The sequence below is a fragment of the Pseudoalteromonas sp. ECSMB14103 genome (assembly GCF_000813065.1).
In the GTDB taxonomy this organism is placed as follows: Bacteria; Pseudomonadota; Gammaproteobacteria; order Enterobacterales; family Alteromonadaceae; genus Pseudoalteromonas; species Pseudoalteromonas marina.
This window is the reverse complement of sequence record NZ_JWGY01000001.1, coordinates 811,129-829,339: the sequence shown is the minus strand read 5'-3', so window position 1 is coordinate 829,339 and position 18,211 is coordinate 811,129. Positions and strand designations below refer to the sequence as shown.

Below are 18,211 nucleotides of genomic sequence, written 5' to 3'. Positions count from 1 at the left end.
AACAAGGTATCTTACTATGGGTTTTAAATGTGGCATCGTTGGCTTGCCTAACGTAGGTAAATCAACGCTTTTCAATGCATTAACTAAAGCGGGTATTGAAGCCGCTAATTTTCCTTTTTGTACCATTGAGCCTAATACAGGTGTGGTACCTGTTCCAGATCCTCGCTTGGACGAGCTTGCTAAAATTGTAAACCCACAACGTATTCTTACTACAAGTATGGAGTTTGTTGATATTGCTGGCCTTGTAAAAGGCGCATCAAAAGGTGAAGGCCTTGGTAATCAGTTCCTAGCGAATATCCGTGAAACTGATGCGATTGGTCATGTAGTACGTTGTTTTGAGGACGAAAATGTAATACACGTAGCGGGTACCATTGACCCTGCTGACGATATTGACGTAATCAATACTGAGTTAGTACTTGCTGATATGGACAGCGCTGAGAAAGCGATGTTCCGTAATGCTAAAAAAGCGAAAGGCGGCGATAAAGACGCAAAAGAACAAAATGCGGCGCTTGAAAAAGTAAAAGTACACCTTGATGAAGGCCTTACACTTCGATCGTTAGAATTAACTAAAGAAGAAAAAGCAGCTATCAGCTCTATTAACTTCTTAACTATCAAGCCAACTATGTATATTGCAAACGTAGCAGAGGATGGTTTTGAGAATAACCCACTACTTGACCGCGTTCGCGCTATAGCTGAATCAGAAGGCGCTGTGGTTGTCCCTGTGTGCGCAGCAATCGAATCTGAGTTATCTGAACTTGATGATGAAGACAAGCTCGAATTTATGGCTGACCTTGGGTTAGAAGAGCCAGGCCTTAACCTTGTAATTCGAGGCGGCTACGAATTACTCAAGCTACAAACTTACTTTACCGCAGGCGTAAAAGAAGTGCGAGCTTGGACAATTCCTGTAGGTGCAACAGCGCCACAAGCTGCTGGTAAAATTCATACCGATTTTGAACGTGGATTTATCCGTGCACAAACCATTGCTTATGACGACTACATTAACTGTAAAGGTGAAAGTGGTGCAAAAGAAGCGGGTAAAATGCGCCAAGAAGGTAAAGAGTACATTGTTAAAGATGGCGATGTAATGAACTTCCTGTTTAACGTATAAGTATTTATTCCCTCTATTTAGGGAAATAAATTTTAAAGGCTCGTTTTTACGAGCCTTTTTTGTTTTTTAAACGTATATACACTGTTAGCTTTTGGGGATAAATAACACTAAGTTAATTTTAAAAAAGCGTAACCTGTTATACTTCCTCTTTAATCGGTGTTAAAAAAACGGCGTTTTTATTAAAATTTAGCCTGTTAGCTTAATTTTCCTGCAAACAAACACAGTTAAGCGTTTTTTTGCAAAAAAGGTGTTGACGAATTTGGGTCATGTCAGCATAATACGCCCCGCACTCAGCGATGAAGTGCTAACAAAAAAGATGGCTAAGTAGCTCAGCTGGTTAGAGCACATCACTCATAATGATGGGGTCACAGGTTCAAATCCCGTCTTAGCCACCATTTATTTTTTGTTGCTCAATGAAGAGTTTAAAATAACTACCTTGTGTGCGGGAGTGGCGGAATTGGTAGACGCGCTGGATTTAGGTTCCAGTATCTTAGGATGTGAGAGTTCAAGTCTCTCCTTCCGCACCATTATTCTTGATAAGAATTAAAACTATCAGTTGTTTATTGTTGGGATATCGCCAAGCGGTAAGGCACCAGGTTTTGATCCTGGCATTCCCAGGTTCAAATCCTGGTATCCCAGCCAACAATGGCTAAGTAGCTCAGCTGGTTAGAGCACATCACTCATAATGATGGGGTCACAGGTTCAAATCCCGTCTTAGCCACCATTTCTTTTTTAAGAATTGGCTCTGCAAGAGTTAAATTGCAACTCAATGAAGAGTCTAAAATAACTACCTTTCTTTGATTATTCAAAGTTAAAAATGCGGGAGTGGCGGAATTGGTAGACGCGCTGGATTTAGGTTCCAGTATCTTAGGATGTGAGAGTTCAAGTCTCTCCTTCCGCACCATGTTCTTGATTAGAACTAAAATTATCAGATATTTCTTTGTTGGGATATCGCCAAGCGGTAAGGCACCAGGTTTTGATCCTGGCATTCCCAGGTTCAAATCCTGGTATCCCAGCCAACTTCTTCTACCAAAGAATGTTGCTAAAGAATAAAAATGCGGGAGTGGCGGAATTGGTAGACGCGCTGGATTTAGGTTCCAGTATCTTAGGATGTGAGAGTTCAAGTCTCTCCTTCCGCACCATGTTCTTGATTAGAACTAAAATTATCAGCTAATTCTTTGTTGGGATATCGCCAAGCGGTAAGGCACCAGGTTTTGATCCTGGCATTCCCAGGTTCAAATCCTGGTATCCCAGCCAACTTCTTCTACCAAAGAATGTTGCTAAAGAATAAAACTGCGGGAGTGGCGGAATTGGTAGACGCGCTGGATTTAGGTTCCAGTATCTTAGGATGTGAGAGTTCAAGTCTCTCCTTCCGCACCATTATTCTTGATAAGAATTAAAACTATCAGTTGTTTATTGTTGGGATATCGCCAAGCGGTAAGGCACCAGGTTTTGATCCTGGCATTCCCAGGTTCAAATCCTGGTATCCCAGCCAACAATGGCTAAGTAGCTCAGCTGGTTAGAGCACATCACTCATAATGATGGGGTCACAGGTTCAAATCCCGTCTTAGCCACCATTTCTTTTTTAAGAATTGGCTCTGCAAGAGTTAAATTGCAACTCAATGAAGAGTCTAAAATAACTACCTTTCTTTGATTATTCAAAGTTAAAAATGCGGGAGTGGCGGAATTGGTAGACGCGCTGGATTTAGGTTCCAGTATCTTAGGATGTGAGAGTTCAAGTCTCTCCTTCCGCACCATGTTCTTGATTAGAACTAAAATTATCAGCTAATTCTTTGTTGGGATATCGCCAAGCGGTAAGGCACCAGGTTTTGATCCTGGCATTCCCAGGTTCAAATCCTGGTATCCCAGCCAACTTCTTCTACCAAAGAGTGTTGTTAAAGAATAACTCTGTCATGAGTATAAACATAAAACTATATGCGGGAGTGGCGGAATTGGTAGACGCGCTGGATTTAGGTTCCAGTATCTTAGGATGTGAGAGTTCAAGTCTCTCCTTCCGCACCACGTTCTTGATTAGAACTAAAACAATCAAATATTTCTTTGTTGGGATATCGCCAAGCGGTAAGGCACCAGGTTTTGATCCTGGCATTCCCAGGTTCAAATCCTGGTATCCCAGCCAACTTCTTCTACCAAAGAGTGTTGTTAAAGAATAACTCTGTCATGAGTATAAACATAAAACTATATGCGGGAGTGGCGGAATTGGTAGACGCGCTGGATTTAGGTTCCAGTATCTTAGGATGTGAGAGTTCAAGTCTCTCCTTCCGCACCACGTTCTTGATTAGAACTAAAACAATCAAATATTTCTTTGTTGGGATATCGCCAAGCGGTAAGGCACCAGGTTTTGATCCTGGCATTCCCAGGTTCAAATCCTGGTATCCCAGCCAACTTCTTCTACCAAAGAATGTTGCTAAAGAATAGAACTGCGGGAGTGGCGGAATTGGTAGACGCGCTGGATTTAGGTTCCAGTATCTTAGGATGTGAGAGTTCAAGTCTCTCCTTCCGCACCACGTTCTTAATTAGAACTAAAACTCATCCAAATTTAAAGTTGGGATATCGCCAAGCGGTAAGGCACCAGGTTTTGATCCTGGCATTCCCAGGTTCAAATCCTGGTATCCCAGCCAATTTTCTAACCGTTCTCCTTTGTACCATCTAAAATAAATTCTATTATCCAATAGATCATCTTCTATAAAATCTATCCAACTAATTCAATATTTTAAGATCAGTCGCTAAACACCTCGTGATATAAATGTACTGAAGCTGATTGAAAAAATAATACGTTTAATAATTTAATTCTGTAAATAAAAACACTGCTGATTCATAGTGAAAATTGAGTTACTTAGTCGTTTTATTAAAAATCTCAATACTACTAACATCAAGTTTAGTCGCATAAATTTTATTACGCATTGCTATTACTACATAATGCTTTAGCTGCCTTTATTTAAGTATTTCTCTATAAAGCTCTCTAAAGGTAGTGGCTTGCTAAAATAATAGCCTTGAAGGAATTCACAATTCATTGATTTAAGTACTTCTTGTAGCTCCTTCGTTTCGATTCCTTCTGCAACCACATTACAATTGAGCCGATGTGCTAAAAATAACGTCGATTCTACAATTGCATAATCAGCTATCTTAGTAAGCATATTATTAATGAAAGACCGATCTATTTTAATTTGATTTATAGGTAGCTCTCGCAGTAAAGATAAGGAAGAAAACCCGGTACCAAAGTCATCTATACTAAATTCAAATCCACGACTGTTAAGCTTATACATCATTGCTCGAGCAGCCTCCAAATCAGTCATCATTGCACCTTCTGTAATTTCAAAAACAATGTAGTTACTTAACGTAGGGTCTTCTTTAAGGAGCTCTTCTATAAACTCCACAAAACTCTCACTTTCAAGGTCTCGTGTTGATAAATTTACGTGCATGGTGCCAGTAAAACCTAACGATTTTAGACGCTGTAAATTTTTTATTGTTTCAATTACAACCCATTGAGTGATATTAAGAATCATCCCCGTACGCTCAGCCACTTTGATAAATTGATCAGGAGTAATAAACGAACCGTCCTTCTGCGGCCACCTAATTAATACTTCTGCACCATGTATTTCGTCAAAACGAGTGCAAAATATTGGCTGAAAATAAAGCTCAAACTCATGGTTTATAAGGGCGTTTTTTATTTTTGTAGTCATATCAAGAAAGTTATCAGCCCTTTCACTCAATCCTTCAAAATAATTAACAAATAATTGCTGTGTGCTTTTAGCTTCAAGTAAAGCTAAATCTGCATTTTTAAATAACTCATTGGCATAAAACGCATCTTGAGGATATGAGCTAACGCCGACTTTTAGCTTTAACCATACTTTTTGCGCACTAATGAAAAAAGGCTCTTCAACAGAGCCCTTTATAACTTCAATACAATCATAAATATCTTGCTCATTTGCTGAATCTAAAATTAACGCAAATTCATCACCGCCAATTCGGTGCAGTTCACCTATGTTTAATAAATTTAGATTTAACGTTTTGGAGAATATGCACAACAATTCATCTCCTAAGCTATTACCGTAGAGCTCATTTACACGTTTAAAATTACTTAAATCAAATAAAAATAAACTAAATGGTTGCTCATTATTAATATGCTGAATCAATAGATTAAAAAAACACTTGCGATTAGGGAGGCTTGTTAAGCTGTCATGCTCTGCTAGGAATCGTTGATGATTTTCAGACTTTTCTATTTCTAAAATACTTTTTAAGCTGAGGCGCATTATTAGAAATACAAAAATACCCCCTCCTAATAAAATGAGTGAGATACTAATTAAGACCAAGTTATCTAAAGTGTTATTTGCAAAATAATGTAATATCCAACAATACCCAAAAATAAATAAGACAACTAAAGCAAGAAGTAAACTCCATGCCATATTTTTAGTCTTTTTGCATATTGTTATTATTGGCTGAATGCTAAAACCTAACAGCAAAATACCAAATAAGATTACAATTAATAAACTTTCCATAGGCCCTCAAACTAAAGACTTCTTATTGCTTGAGTATGGCAAATATACGTAAAAGGGAAATAAAATTAGGATTAAGAGCTTTAAAATAACTTGTGAACGCTCATTTTAAGAGCTGAATAGTCAAATGATTACAAATTGGTTTAATGAGTAAAATGCATATCTTAAATGTAAACGCATATTCTTAGCTAAATTCACCGCTAATTGCGTACTTTAATACCCAGTTTTTTACCACCCCAGTATTGTTAGCCATTTTTAGAAATTGGCTACGCGCCCATTTTAGTGGGGCTATTTGGTTTGAAAAACCAAAATAGCAGGCATCCATCATACTCATCATTAATAAGTTAGCTTTTCGGCGAGTGCGTTCGTACTCTTGCAGCTTTAACGCGCATCCGACGTCGGTTGCATCATTTAATATAGTGGCTAAGGCGACCACGTCCTGGAAACCCAAGTTAACGCCCTGCCCAGCCAATGGATTAATAGTGTGCGCAGCATCGCCTACTAACACCAGACGACCACAAGAATAATTATTAGCATGTTGACGAGTAATTGGAAACACTGCATGACTTTGCACTTCAAAATCACCTACAAGGCCAGGGAACTTAGCCACAATATGACTTTTTAATTGTGCTCCATCTAATCCTTTAAATGTGTTTAATGTGTTGGCATCGTCGTACCAAATTAAATTAGCGTAGGGTGCTTGCATAGGTAAAAAAGCCAATGGGCCTGATGGCGTAAATTGCTGCCATGTCTTTATTTGTTGAGGTGCGTCCAATTTAATAAGTACGCCCATACATTGCTGCTGGTACTGCCAACCGGTTACACCAATATTTGCTTTAGTTCGTAATTGTGATTGTCCGCCATCGGCTGCAACCACTAAGCTGGCGGTATAACGTTGCTCGCCATATATTAAGGTAATCGAATCGGCATTTTGTTCAATTTTACTAACAACCTGTTTTTGCTCGATGACTTCAATGTCGTATTGCTCAAACTGCATCCATAAACTGGCTTGTATTAAACTGTTTTCGATTAAGTGGCCCAAATGCGTGGTATTAATGTCGGCGCAATCAAATAACAATTTATCGTCGCCGCGTTCAAAAGCTTCTAACTGTTGGTATGGCGCAATCCGGCCTTTTCTTAAAATGGGCATGGCCCCTAAACCATCGAGTAACTTTTCAGAAAAACGATTAATAGCTGATACTCTTATATCAACGTTGTCATTACTCAAAACATGAGACGGATCGATTAGGTGTTTTTCGATAATGCGCACTGACTTACCCTGTTGTGCTAATTTTATTGCCATTGCCGCACCAACCATGCCGCCGCCAACCACTATCACATTATTTTGAGTCATGTTTTTCATCATTTTGTTAATACGTTAATCTATTTTAATTGTACCGTAACTCACCGCTATAGTGCGAGAGTATATAACTATCAAGCTATTAAACTCGTCTGAGTTTGATTTGAGATCACAAACATGAAAACTATACTTGGATCTGGGCGGGTATCCAGCTAAAATACGCGTCCTTTAAGTGAGCAAGCTTGCTCCTTAATTCTGTTTCAAGCACATATTTGTGCCATTATCGAATTGAACACGAGGCTAAATTTCAATGAGCAAAAAGCTGCATATCAAAACCTGGGGTTGTCAGATGAACGAATACGACTCTCAGAAAATGGCTGAACTTTTAGATGCCACCAATGGCTACCAGCTAACTGAAGATGCAACAGATGCCGACGTAATCTTACTTAACACCTGTTCAATTCGTGAAAAAGCACAAGAAAAAGTATTTCACCAATTAGGCCGTTGGAAGTTGTTAAAAGACGACAAGCCAGAGCTAATTATTGGTGTAGGTGGCTGTGTTGCCTCTCAAGAAGGTGATTCTATTCGCCAGCGAGCTCCATTTGTAGATGTTATTTTTGGCCCACAAACACTGCACCGTTTACCTGAAATGATTAAGCAAGTGCAAGGTAATAAAGGTTCGTCAGTTGTTGATATTTCGTTCCCAGAAATTGAAAAGTTTGACCGCCTACCTGAGCCAAAAGCCGAAGGCCCTTCTGCGTTTGTATCAATAATGGAAGGGTGTTCTAAGTATTGTACCTTTTGTGTTGTACCTTATACCCGTGGCGAAGAAGTTAGCCGCCCAGTTGATGACGTACTCCTTGAAGTGGCACAACTTGCAGAGCAAGGCGTGCGTGAAGTAAATCTATTGGGGCAAAATGTGAACGCATACCGTGGTGATACTCACGATGGCGACATTTGTTACTTCTCAGATTTAATTCGATTAATTGCTGCAATTGATGGTATTGACCGTATTCGTTATACCACATCGCATCCAGTAGAATTTACACCAGATATTATTGATGCATATGCTGACGTACCAGAGCTTGTAGATCACCTGCATTTACCAGTACAAAGTGGCTCTGACCGTATACTAAACCTAATGAAACGCGGCCATACAGCACTTGAATACAAATCAACAATTAGAAAGCTGCGTAAAATTCGCCCTAACTTAAGCATGTCGTCAGATTTCATTATCGGGTTCCCGGGTGAGAGTAAAGCTGATTTTGAAGCCACTATGAACCTTATCAACGATATTGGGTTTGATATGAGCTTTAGCTTTATTTATAGCGCACGCCCTGGTACACCTGCGGCAGATTTACCAGACGACGTAACTGAGCAAGAGAAAAAAGAACGCTTATACCTGTTACAGAACCGTATTACACAAATGGCACAGCACATTAGCCGCCAAATGTTCGATACAGAACAGCGTATTTTGGTTGAAGGTCCATCGAAAAAGAATCCAATGGAATTACGCGGTCGTACCGAAAATAACCGTGTTGTTAACTTTGTTGGTCCACATTCGGTGATCGGCCAGTTCGTTGACGTACGTATTACTGAAGCGCTGCCTAACTCTTTACGTGGTGACTTAATTCGTACAGAATCAGAAATGAACTTACGACGCGATATCGCTCCATCAGCTATTTTAACCAAAGCAGCAAGCAGTGAGCCAAAACCAGAGACTGTTAACGAGATTGGCGTAGCTACTTTCGTTCCTTAGTCAATATACCTAGCGCCAGTAAATACTGGCGCCGTTCTATAGGAAGCAATTTTGAGTAATCAGTTAAAAACATTAGAGATTTATTTAGAACCTGCCGATAACAAACGCCTTTCTTCTTTATGTGGCCCGTTTGACGAAAACATCAAACAAATTGAACGCCGCCTAGCTGTTGAAATTATTCACCGTGACAACTTTTTTAAAGTAACGGGAAAGCTACTCAATAGTGCCTCTGCGGTCGAAATCTTAAAAAATCTATATGTTGATACTCAACCTGTGCGCGGTGTTATTGGTGAAATAGAACCTGATAATGTTCACTTGGCAATTACCGAATCTAAAGCCCTAGAGCAAGATGCTTCAAGCAGTGCATACGGCAAAGAAATGGTTATAAAAACGCGCCGTGGTGTTATTAAGCCGCGAAACGACAACCAAGGCCTTTACGTTGCCAATATATTAAATCACGACATTACTTTTGGTATAGGCCCTGCTGGTACAGGTAAAACCTATCTAGCAGTAGCTGCCGCAGTTGATGCCCTTGAGCGACAAGAAATTCGTCGTATTTTGTTAACGCGCCCCGCTGTAGAAGCTGGTGAAAAGCTTGGTTTTTTACCTGGTGACTTAAGCCAAAAAATTGACCCATACCTGCGCCCGCTTTACGATGCGCTATTCGAGATGCTCGGTTTTGAAAAAGTCGAAAAGCTAATAGAAAAAAATATCATTGAAGTTGCACCCCTTGCTTATATGCGTGGTCGTACATTAAACGATGCGTTTATTATTTTAGATGAAAGTCAAAATACCACAGCAGAACAAATGAAAATGTTTTTAACCCGTATAGGGTTTAATTCAAAAGCGGTGATCACTGGTGATATAACCCAAGTTGATTTACCGCGCGGTACACGCTCTGGCCTGCGCCATGCTATTGAAGTGCTCGACAGTGTAGATGAAATTAGTTTTAATTACTTCAAAGCACACGATGTAGTGCGCCACCCTGTTGTTGCGCGCATTGTTGAAGCATACGAGCGTAACGATGAGAGCGAGCGCTTGAAGCGAATTGAAAAGCAAAAAGCAAAAGACGAGCTAGCTGCTCAACTTAACTCTACTACTAAAGAGTAATACTTTGACAACCGAACTTGATTTACAAATAGCCTGTGAGTTTGACAACCTCCCTAGTGAGGCCCAATTTGCATTATGGGCTGATAAAGCGTTAAGCCAATATCGTGATGAGTCTGAACTCACCATAGTAATTAGCGACGAAGCGCAATCACAACAGCTTAATAACGACTACCGGGGTAAAAACAAACCCACTAACGTATTGTCGTTTGAATTTGAAGCGCCACCAGGAATAGAGCTTCCCCTTGTTGGTGACTTAGTTATTTGCCCAGCCATTGTATTGGCTGAAGCAGTGGAGCAAGAGAAGTCATTTCATGACCACTTTGCCCACATGGTCATTCATGGGTGCTTGCATTTACTTGGATTTGACCATATAAAGAGTGAAGACGCTTTGCAAATGGAAAGCATCGAAAAGCAATTACTTGCAGAGCTAAATATAGCAGACCCATACCGGGACGAAATTTAAATTAACGGAGCAATTAGACGCAATGAGCGACGGTAACTCGCAATCTAGCCAGGGTTCTTCTGGCAAAACGTGGTTGGGTAGAATAACCCAAATGCTGCAAGGGGAACCCCAGAATAGAGAAGAGCTGGTCGAAGTGATTGCCGATGCGCAAGAACGAGACGTAATCGATCCAGAAACAAAAGAAATGATTGAAGGTGTGCTTAGTGTATCTGAGCTTAAAGTGCGAGACATAATGATCCCGCGCTCACAAATGGTCACTCTTGAGATCGACAGCCCGCTTGAAGAGCTAATACCCATGATGGTTGACTCAACTCACTCACGCTTCCCTGTGGTGATTGAAGACAAAGATCACGTAGAAGGTTTTTTACTTGCTAAAGATTTGCTGCCGCTTATCTTAAATAAAGACGAGCATTTACCTTCAATACGCGATTACTTACGCCCTGCCATGGTCGTACCTGAGAGCAAACGTGTTGACACTCTGCTTAATGAATTTCGTCAGCAACGCTATCATATGGCTGTCGTTATTGATGAATACGGCGGTGTATCGGGACTCGTTACAATTGAAGATATTCTTGAAACCATTGTTGGGGAAATAGAAGACGAGCACGACGAAGAAGAAGAACAACAAGATATTCGTCAACTTGCAAAACACGTTCATGTTGTTCAGGCCTTAACGCCAGTAGATGACTTTAACGAGCACTTCAGTACAGGGTATAGCACAGAAGAAGCCGACACTATTGGTGGCACCGTTTTACATGCATTTGGCCATATGCCTAGCCGTGGTGAAACGATAGACATAGATGGTTACCAATTTAAAGTAACCAATGCCGACAATCGTCGTATCTTGCAACTGCAAGTCACCGTTCCTAAGGCTGATGACACCGACAGTGAAGAAACTGCTAACTAGACTGACCCTATTAGCAAAAGATATAAAATCATGGCTCGCATTTATTGCGGGCCTTATTTTAACTTTTAGCTACTCCCCTTTTGAAATTTGGCCAATTGCATTTATTAGTATTGCAGCTGTCATTTTTTGTATTAATCCAAACAATACCGGAAAAGCCCATGCGAAGAATGCCGCTAAATATGGTTTTATATTTGGTTTAGGCTGGTTTGGTGCAGGTATTAGTTGGGTACACGTGTCTATAGCTACCTTTGGCGGTATGCCGCTTGTAGCCTCTTTTTCGTTAATGGCACTATTGTGCGGCTACTTAGCGCTTTATCCCGCCTTAGCGTTCTACTTAACAGCTCGTTTTGCCACCAGCACAAATAGCTTTGGTTTGCTGCTTATCAGCTTTTTTGCTCTTAGTGAATATTTACGGGGGGTGGTCCTTACCGGGTTTCCGTGGTTAAGTTTTGGGTATACCCAAACCGATGGACCATTAAATATACTGGCCCCTTACATTGGTGAATTTGGACTGACCTTAGTGTGTATTGCCATTGGCTTTGTACTGTACCGGATAACACAAAAAGACATAAAGACCCCGCTGGTTACGCTTACTGTATTTACTGTTTTGTGTATTGGTTCGCGTGCAACAAACACCGTTGAGTACTCAGGTAAGTCAATGTCGACTTTACTAGTGCAAGGCAATATAAAGCAGCACCTTCGCTTTGAGCCTAGCGAGTTTTGGACCACCATGAGCAAATACCAAGACATGACTCGCCCACATTGGGATGCTGATTTAATTGTTTGGCCTGAAGCCGCAGTTCCTGAAATAGAAGCCCTTGCCGACAGCTACTTAGCTGGGCTAGATAGCGCAGCCTCATTTAATGAAACCGCCCTTATAACGGGCATTGTCGACTACCAAATCGATACTAAAACCATATTTAATACACTTATAGTGCTGGGTAACAAAGAGCGCGGCGACGAGCACGGCCATTATGAATACCTCGGTAAAAATCGCTATCAAAAACACCAGTTACTACCGATTGGAGAATTTGTACCGTTTCAAGATATTCTGCGCCCAATCGCGCCTTTGTTTGATTTACCTATGTCGTCGTTTACGCGTGGCGACAGAATACAAAATAACTTGCGCGCCAATGGCTTTAATCTGCTCCCTGCTATTTGCTTCGAAATAGTATTTGCCGATTTAGTACGTGGCAATTACAAAACTAACTCAGACATATTATTTACTGTCAGTAACGACGCGTGGTTTGGTCAATCAATTGGGCCATTGCAACACATGCAAATTGCCCGCATGCGTGCCCTTGAGTTACAACGCCCGCTGGTACGTGTTACCAACAACGGTGTAAGCGCCGTATACGACCCGCTAAGCAATACACAACAAACCATGCCACAGTTTGAAGCCGCTGTATTAAAGGCCGATGTAAAATTGATACAAGGTAATAGTGTGTATAGCCAATATGGCAATGTGTTTGTATGGGGAATTGTGGCGTTATTGGGGATTGGTGGGGCTCTAATGCGATTTAAAAACTAAAAGGTACTCAATATTTATAAGTCAAATTAGAGAATAAACCTGTGTGAACAATTCATATTTAACTTTATTTACATTGAGTTACATATTATAAATTTATGTGTTTCAGTCTTATTTCATATTAGTTACTATCAATGTACTAATAATAATTAAAATATTTATGAAAAAAGTAATAAGCATAGCAACATTAGTCATATTATTGTTTGGCTGCGCTAATTCAGCTAAAAGTGACCTATCAAGACTAAAAAGTAATCCCGCCTGCTGTACAAACTTAAGCGACATTGCATTTGCAACACAGCAAATAAACAAGCTGACCTCTTTTGATTTGAAAAACCAGCCTATTAGAATTTTTAATGAAGCCAAAAGCCCATTCATTGCAATTGAAAAACCAAATAATAGTCGCTTCGCTCAAGTTTTTAGTTACGCCAATGGCGCATTTGTTCAAACAGCAACGCTTGTTTACCCTGAGTTAATACTGTTAGATAAATCAAAGCAGGTTATAAAACACCTTAAACCTTATGAGGCGTGGGAAAATGGTTTACCAACAACATTAGATTTAGCTGGTAACCTATATTACAAAACTCAATTTACTCTACCAGAGGAAGCCAAATACTTAATTTTTTATACTGATAGCAGTTTGAATAATAAAAAAACAACAATCAATTGGCGCTCACAAGTTGGTGGAAGTGAATATAGGCAACTTACCCTTACATCGTTCGCTAAAATTGGTATCAAATTACTTTAATTTTCAGGAGTTTTTATGAGATATATTTTTACCATTATTATCCTTGTCATATTAAGTGGATGTAAATCCTCACCAAACTACATGAATACGGGACAACTAAAAGCAAATTATCAGGTACTTGGATTTGGCGGTTTTTATGTTGAAGAAGATCTCACTTATTTTGAAAAACAATTAAAAAACCATTATAAAGCGCCAATAAAAAAAGCACTTGAAGCGCGTGGTTTTAAAGTAGTAGACGCCAGCGAAGTTTATACGGTATTTAATCAATTATTAGATAACGCTGAGAACTTATACGACCCGCTTACAGGACAAGCAAATGAAAACCTACGTAATGAACTCTGGAAAGAAGCGCTTGCCACTACAAAAACAAACCTCGGTGTAAATGCTTTTGTGTTTGCAGGTGTTGATACTGTACGCGCACATTTTACAAACAGTATTTTATTAGGCCACGTAGCCAAGTGGTATGGCCAAGAAGAGTCTTACCTTGAAGGTGGTGCCGATGGGGGTGATATATTCGTATCGTTATTTCAAAACGAACAAGGTTATGTGCCAGGAAGCAGAGTGTATATCAGAATTAGAGATGAGAAAGACACACTCTTAACTATGGGCTCTGGAGGTATTGAGTTAGTGGCACAATTTAACAGTGATGAAGAAATTATTGTGAAAGATGCCGATAAATTATTTAAAGACCCTGCAAAATTGGATAGTGCTTTACAGTTCGCATTAAAAACAATCGACACTTGGAAGACGAAAAAATGATTAAACACATGGTTGTCATCATCGTTTTACTCAATTTAGTCGGTTGCAAACTATTTCAATACAATAGCGACCCTAAAGTGATAGCGAATGGAATTACAATCGCTAAACCGGCAACACATAGTAACCTAGCCTATATATGGTTACCAACAGCCAATACCGGTAACAAAGCACTCTATAGAGAAGCATTTGATAATAACGTAATTAACTTTTCAAAAAAATATAACTTAACTAACCTAAACCCTAAAGTTCAACCCATGTTTGATAACTTTATTATTGAACAAGGCGGTGCTTTTAACACAAAAACAGGCAAACTCGAATCAGAACGAGTGCAAGCAGCTATACAATTTACGTTTAACAGCATTAAGCAAACGTATCCAAATATTGGCAATGTGCTGGTAATCCACCCAAAAGAAAATTCAATTAAAATAGTAGATGGCACTGCAACTTGGAATGGTGTTGAGCAGCACGTATTGACAAGGTCAAGAGACTCAGTCGAATTCAGGCCTGCAATTAGTATCGCCTTACAATATTATAATGACGTTGAAAAAAATAATTTTCATGAGGTTGGCCTAGATCTACATGCCCCTGACTTAACTGATAACGATAAATATGAGCAAATACTTAAGCATATTTTAACTCCTATTGTCTTGTTAAATACAAAAGTAAAATAGTCTTCGATCGTCCAATAATTAACTAAAACTTTAGCTAGTTATTGGACTTTAATTTATAGTTTTTATTGATTCTCAATTACAACTGATTGTTGAAGTAATTTTCTCAATCCATAATACCAGCTAAGTGCAGCAACGGTACCGTGTGTTTCGTTTTCAAAGTAACGCTGTTTTACTGTTAATTTTTTACTTGGGTGATTCCTTAATTTATCTGCAAACGCTAATCCCCACTGATAATTTGTTTTACCTATATCACCAAATGCTGTGGCGTTATTCGCAAAGGTAAAATACACATTCCCTGCCACCTCTTTATTTTCAAGTTGATTATTTTTAAAGTAACGGTTTAAATAATTATTATCCCAAATGTAGGTAGCATCAATTATTAAGTAATCTGTAAATAATGTGTGATTAGTCAAAAGTACGTAACTTGCAAATAAGCCACCAAAAGACTCACCAATTAATACCCGCTTATTTGATGTTCGGTAGTTTTTATTAATATGTGGAATAAGTTCTTTTTCAAAAAATGCACTGTAATTTACTGCATTACCACTATTTTCAAATTTTTCTAATAATTTACCGTTAAACTTCCAATCAACATTGGTAGGAGTAAAGTCGCGCTCTCTTATTGCGTTTTGGCTGTTAGGAATAGCTACAATAATTGCTTGCTGTATTTGTTGCTCTAAACGCTCTGTACTTAGCGCTTCCACCAGCCCTGCAACTGCTTTTAAATGCGTGCTATCACCATCGAGTAAGTAAATTACAGGGTATGTTTCATTAGCGTTTTGACTATAACTAGGTGGTAAGTAAACGCTGTAAAATCGCCTTTCCTTTAAAATTCGAGACTCTATATGATCATTTTTTGCTAATAAAACCGACTCGGAAGCACTTGCACTGATTGCAAAAAATAAGGTGATGATCGTCAACATTAAAAACTTCACTTGTGTTCCTATAACTATTAATTATTTAGCTTTTACGGTTTCTTCTACTGTTTCTATATTCACAATTTGCTTTACACTACCTTGTATAACCACAGTCGCTGATATTTTATCTTGAATGGCTTGCCTGTTTGGGTCCCAATACACTTGTAAAAAGCCTAGCAACCCAGTAGCAAAACCTGCGCCGTAACCACCGTAGCGGCCAAAGCAATCAAGCAAACCAAGTGGTTCGCCATTTAAGGCAACAACACGTATATTGCACACCTTCTTACCGGGAGTTTGACCACGCCAAAGTAATGAAAATAGCGTAAAGTAAACAGCAGCCCACCCAAAACCTAAGCCTAAGTCTTGAATAATACCTTTGCCCCACTGCAAAATACTGTTTGTAGTTGTTTGAGCAGGTTTTTCTTCTATTAACTGTGCAGGCTTTATTTCGTTATTTTCACTGAGCACTAATAATTGTAAAAGTGCTCTAGCAAGTTGTGGGCTTTGAAGGTCGTCCATTTCTGCTAACTTGGGTACTTGTCCTATCAAATTATCAAGCGCATTTTGTTGGCAAGACTGCTCACAGCTCTCGTCTACTACTTCAATTAAATAGGCATTTACACGGTGTTTTTCTAACTCAGTAAGCTGTATTTCGTCTTCTATTTTTACACCTTGAATAACTGAGGCGATTTCACTGTTATCGTCTTCTAAGTAGTCTATGCCAATTGAAAGCACTGCAAGAGCGCTTACAAATAAAATACTCGCCGCCATTATTTTTAATATTCTTCGCCATACACTCGACATTTTAGGAAGATATTGCTGCGCAGTGCCTTTATAAAAAGCCATAGCAGCAACAAAGGCAATTAAGGTGGCGCTAAGCTTTGCAGCTACAAATATTAGGGCAACATCTATTACTATTGCTAAAGCTCGTTTAAAAGGTGTTGCTAGAGGTATGCCTAACAGAGCGTTATCAACCTTAAATGCATAAGGGGTAATGACTTCTCTAGTTTCGGTTTTAGATAATTCTAATTGTTCTATTTCTTTTGCTTTCATTTTAATTCTTGTTATTAAAATAGGTAACGCGTTTAACTTACGCGCTTTTTATTTTTTGCTCAAGCTAATTCAAACAAGCGCTATTTACTGTGAGATGCCTTCATGGTGAAGGTAAAAGGGTGAGCGGGACGCAGAAGCTTTACTCGATTTTTATTTAGTCCACTAGGTTACAAACTTTGCGCTGTGACTAAAAACCCTCGATTTAACAATTTTTTATCCTTAAAAGCCAGCAAGACCTACGCGTTATTAATAAATTAGTTTAGGTTAAGTGAACAATTTATATATGTGATCGTATTAGTTAATCAAAGCCTTTAGGAGCAACCCCAATGACCACTAAACAATTAGCCTCTCTTTTTATATTTAATACTTTGCTGCTAAGCGCAGAGGTTAACGCCAATCAGCGTTGGTACGTTGTAAACGATTCGGTCATGGGGGGCGTGTCTAATAGCCAAGTAAGCCATACAAAAGAGGCATTGGTATTTGAAGGTAATGTATCGCTTAAAAATAACGGAGGGTTTGCTTCTATCCGTACTGAGCTCAACACACAGGGGCAAAACGCAAATACTATTAATTTACGTGTTAAAGGTGACGGTCAAACGTATCAACTGAGGCTGCGTACATCCAACTACCTTGATGGACCTGCGTATACACACTCATTTAAAACAATAGAAAATGAATGGACTAACATTAATTTTACCCCAAGCGATTTTACGCTTACTTTTCGTGGTCGTACGCTAACGCAGCAACCAGTGATTGATTTTAGTGATATTAGACAACTTGGTTTTATGATTGCAGGAAAACAGGCGGGAAAATTTAAGCTTGAAATAGCACACATTGAATTTCTAGATTAGCACGTCATGCTCACTTTTAATCGGTTAAAAGTGAGCAAACACAGTAACTTTACGACTCTATTGCAAGCAATTCTACTTCAAAAATAAGCAGTGATGCTGGTGGAATGCTCCCTACCCGCTTTTCGCCATAAGCCAATTGGTGCGGTATATAAAACTGAAATTTATCTCCCGGGCTCATTAACTGTAACCCCTCGGTCCACCCTTTAATAACTTGGTGTAAACCAAAGCTGATAGGTGACTTGCGCTCTACTGAGCTATCAAACACAGTTCCGTCGATGAGTGTACCGTGGTAATGCACATTGACCATACTTGTTGGGCTAGGTGTGTTGCTGTTTTCTCCTTTGTGCAATACTTTATATTGCAGGCCAGATGCAGTTTCTAATACACCATCTACCTTAGCGTTTGCCACTAAATAGTCGCTTTCAATTTGCGCATTAGCAATCGACTGTTGTTTGGCCTTTTTACTGTTTTTAAATATTAAAACGCACAAAATAGCGATCACAACCGCCAAAATAATATTGATCAT

15 protein-coding genes and 19 tRNA genes are annotated in these 18,211 nt (G+C 39.3%); 29 read left to right on the top strand and 5 right to left on the bottom strand.

All coding sequences use genetic code 11. The annotated features are described in order from the left end of the window. The first annotated feature begins 16 nt into the window (after window positions 1–16). The 20 genes from ychF to RF53_RS03790 all read left to right on the top strand — a co-directional run bounded on the left by ychF (window position 17) and on the right by RF53_RS03790 (window position 3,747). Entirely contained in the window at window positions 17–1,108 is a 1,092-nt protein-coding gene (gene ychF / locus RF53_RS03885) for a redox-regulated ATPase YchF (RefSeq protein ID WP_008133148.1), read from the top strand. A gap of 318 nt (window positions 1,109–1,426) precedes the next feature. Continuing rightward, a tRNA-Met gene (locus tag RF53_RS03880) sits at window positions 1,427–1,503 on the top strand. Between the two features lie 47 nt (window positions 1,504–1,550). After that, window positions 1,551–1,635 (top strand) — tRNA-Leu (locus RF53_RS03875). Window positions 1,636–1,675: 40 nt separating this feature from the next. Further along, window positions 1,676–1,750 (top strand) — tRNA-Gln (locus tag RF53_RS03870). A gap of 5 nt (window positions 1,751–1,755) precedes the next feature. Continuing rightward, a tRNA-Met gene (locus tag RF53_RS03865) sits at window positions 1,756–1,832 on the top strand. Window positions 1,833–1,927: 95 nt separating this feature from the next. Next, a tRNA-Leu gene (locus RF53_RS03860) sits at window positions 1,928–2,012 on the top strand. 40 nt (window positions 2,013–2,052) lie between these two features. Next, window positions 2,053–2,127: transfer RNA gene (locus RF53_RS03855), tRNA-Gln, on the top strand. 38 nt (window positions 2,128–2,165) lie between these two features. Continuing rightward, window positions 2,166–2,250, top strand: a tRNA-Leu gene (locus RF53_RS03850). Between the two features lie 40 nt (window positions 2,251–2,290). Further along, window positions 2,291–2,365, top strand: a tRNA-Gln gene (locus RF53_RS03845). A 38-nt stretch (window positions 2,366–2,403) separates the two neighbouring features. Beyond that, window positions 2,404–2,488: transfer RNA gene (locus RF53_RS03840), tRNA-Leu, on the top strand. A 40-nt stretch (window positions 2,489–2,528) separates the two neighbouring features. Beyond that, window positions 2,529–2,603: transfer RNA gene (locus RF53_RS03835), tRNA-Gln, on the top strand. Between the two features lie 5 nt (window positions 2,604–2,608). Continuing rightward, window positions 2,609–2,685 (top strand) — tRNA-Met (locus RF53_RS03830). Window positions 2,686–2,780: 95 nt separating this feature from the next. Then, a tRNA-Leu gene (locus RF53_RS03825) sits at window positions 2,781–2,865 on the top strand. Between the two features lie 40 nt (window positions 2,866–2,905). Next, a tRNA-Gln gene (locus RF53_RS03820) sits at window positions 2,906–2,980 on the top strand. A 65-nt stretch (window positions 2,981–3,045) separates the two neighbouring features. Then, a tRNA-Leu gene (locus tag RF53_RS03815) sits at window positions 3,046–3,130 on the top strand. A 40-nt stretch (window positions 3,131–3,170) separates the two neighbouring features. Then, window positions 3,171–3,245: transfer RNA gene (locus tag RF53_RS03810), tRNA-Gln, on the top strand. Window positions 3,246–3,310: 65 nt separating this feature from the next. Next, window positions 3,311–3,395, top strand: a tRNA-Leu gene (locus RF53_RS03805). A 40-nt stretch (window positions 3,396–3,435) separates the two neighbouring features. After that, window positions 3,436–3,510: transfer RNA gene (locus RF53_RS03800), tRNA-Gln, on the top strand. Between the two features lie 38 nt (window positions 3,511–3,548). Then, window positions 3,549–3,633: transfer RNA gene (locus RF53_RS03795), tRNA-Leu, on the top strand. A gap of 39 nt (window positions 3,634–3,672) precedes the next feature. Then, window positions 3,673–3,747 (top strand) — tRNA-Gln (locus RF53_RS03790). Between the two features lie 303 nt (window positions 3,748–4,050). Here the strand turns inward: RF53_RS03790 and RF53_RS03785 are convergent. Both RF53_RS03785 and RF53_RS03780 read right to left on the bottom strand, forming a co-directional pair. After that, a complete protein-coding gene (locus tag RF53_RS03785; RefSeq protein ID WP_039036657.1) occupies window positions 4,051–5,625 on the bottom strand; it encodes a putative bifunctional diguanylate cyclase/phosphodiesterase in 1,575 nt (524 codons plus the stop codon). Window positions 5,626–5,806: 181 nt separating this feature from the next. Beyond that, on the bottom strand, window positions 5,807–6,988 hold the full coding sequence (locus RF53_RS03780; RefSeq protein WP_039036656.1) for an FAD-dependent monooxygenase: 1,182 nt from the start codon (window positions 6,986–6,988) through the stop codon (window positions 5,807–5,809). Window positions 6,989–7,232: 244 nt separating this feature from the next. Between RF53_RS03780 and miaB the strand changes: the two genes are divergently transcribed. The 8 genes from miaB to RF53_RS03740 all read left to right on the top strand — a co-directional run bounded on the left by miaB (window position 7,233) and on the right by RF53_RS03740 (window position 14,864). Beyond that, window positions 7,233–8,681, top strand: a complete 1,449-nt coding sequence (miaB, locus tag RF53_RS03775) for a tRNA (N6-isopentenyl adenosine(37)-C2)-methylthiotransferase MiaB (protein WP_010556002.1) — start codon at window positions 7,233–7,235, stop codon at window positions 8,679–8,681. A gap of 51 nt (window positions 8,682–8,732) precedes the next feature. After that, a complete protein-coding gene (locus tag RF53_RS03770; protein ID WP_006793414.1) occupies window positions 8,733–9,791 on the top strand; it encodes a PhoH family protein in 1,059 nt (352 codons plus the stop codon). Window positions 9,792–9,795: 4 nt separating this feature from the next. Then, window positions 9,796–10,254, top strand: a complete 459-nt coding sequence (ybeY, locus tag RF53_RS03765) for an rRNA maturation RNase YbeY (RefSeq protein ID WP_006793413.1) — start codon at window positions 9,796–9,798, stop codon at window positions 10,252–10,254. Window positions 10,255–10,276: 22 nt separating this feature from the next. Next, window positions 10,277–11,161 carry a CNNM family magnesium/cobalt transport protein CorC gene (corC, locus tag RF53_RS03760; RefSeq protein ID WP_006793412.1) on the top strand — a complete coding sequence of 295 codons (885 nt, stop codon included), beginning with the start codon at window positions 10,277–10,279 and terminating at the stop codon, window positions 11,159–11,161. Next, window positions 11,142–12,692 carry an apolipoprotein N-acyltransferase gene (lnt, locus tag RF53_RS03755; RefSeq protein WP_039036655.1) on the top strand — a complete coding sequence of 517 codons (1,551 nt, stop codon included), beginning with the start codon at window positions 11,142–11,144 and terminating at the stop codon, window positions 12,690–12,692. Before corC ends, lnt begins: the two co-directional genes overlap by 20 nt. A 157-nt stretch (window positions 12,693–12,849) precedes the next feature. Further along, a complete protein-coding gene (locus RF53_RS03750; protein WP_039036654.1) occupies window positions 12,850–13,434 on the top strand; it encodes a MalM family protein in 585 nt (194 codons plus the stop codon). 15 nt (window positions 13,435–13,449) lie between these two features. Next, window positions 13,450–14,193, top strand: a complete 744-nt coding sequence (locus RF53_RS03745; RefSeq protein WP_235420593.1) for a hypothetical protein — start codon at window positions 13,450–13,452, stop codon at window positions 14,191–14,193. Continuing rightward, window positions 14,190–14,864 (top strand): hypothetical protein, encoded by a 675-nt coding sequence (locus RF53_RS03740; protein WP_039036653.1) that lies wholly within the window; start codon window positions 14,190–14,192, stop codon window positions 14,862–14,864. Before RF53_RS03745 ends, RF53_RS03740 begins: the two co-directional genes overlap by 4 nt. 62 nt (window positions 14,865–14,926) lie before the next feature. Here RF53_RS03740 and RF53_RS03735 read toward each other — a convergent pair whose 3' ends face one another. Both RF53_RS03735 and RF53_RS03730 read right to left on the bottom strand, forming a co-directional pair. After that, window positions 14,927–15,787 carry an alpha/beta hydrolase gene (locus RF53_RS03735; RefSeq protein ID WP_425273083.1) on the bottom strand — a complete coding sequence of 287 codons (861 nt, stop codon included), beginning with the start codon at window positions 15,785–15,787 and terminating at the stop codon, window positions 14,927–14,929. A gap of 33 nt (window positions 15,788–15,820) precedes the next feature. Continuing rightward, window positions 15,821–16,834, bottom strand: coding sequence for an RDD family protein (locus RF53_RS03730; RefSeq protein ID WP_039036651.1), 1,014 nt, complete (start codon window positions 16,832–16,834; stop codon window positions 15,821–15,823). Between the two features lie 326 nt (window positions 16,835–17,160). Between RF53_RS03730 and RF53_RS03725 the strand changes: the two genes are divergently transcribed. Next, entirely contained in the window at window positions 17,161–17,685 is a 525-nt protein-coding gene (locus RF53_RS03725) for a CIA30 family protein (protein WP_039036650.1), read from the top strand. Window positions 17,686–17,734: 49 nt separating this feature from the next. Here RF53_RS03725 and RF53_RS03720 read toward each other — a convergent pair whose 3' ends face one another. Beyond that, complete coding sequence (locus RF53_RS03720; RefSeq protein ID WP_008128159.1) at window positions 17,735–18,211, bottom strand: FKBP-type peptidyl-prolyl cis-trans isomerase; 477 nt, start codon at window positions 18,209–18,211, stop codon at window positions 17,735–17,737.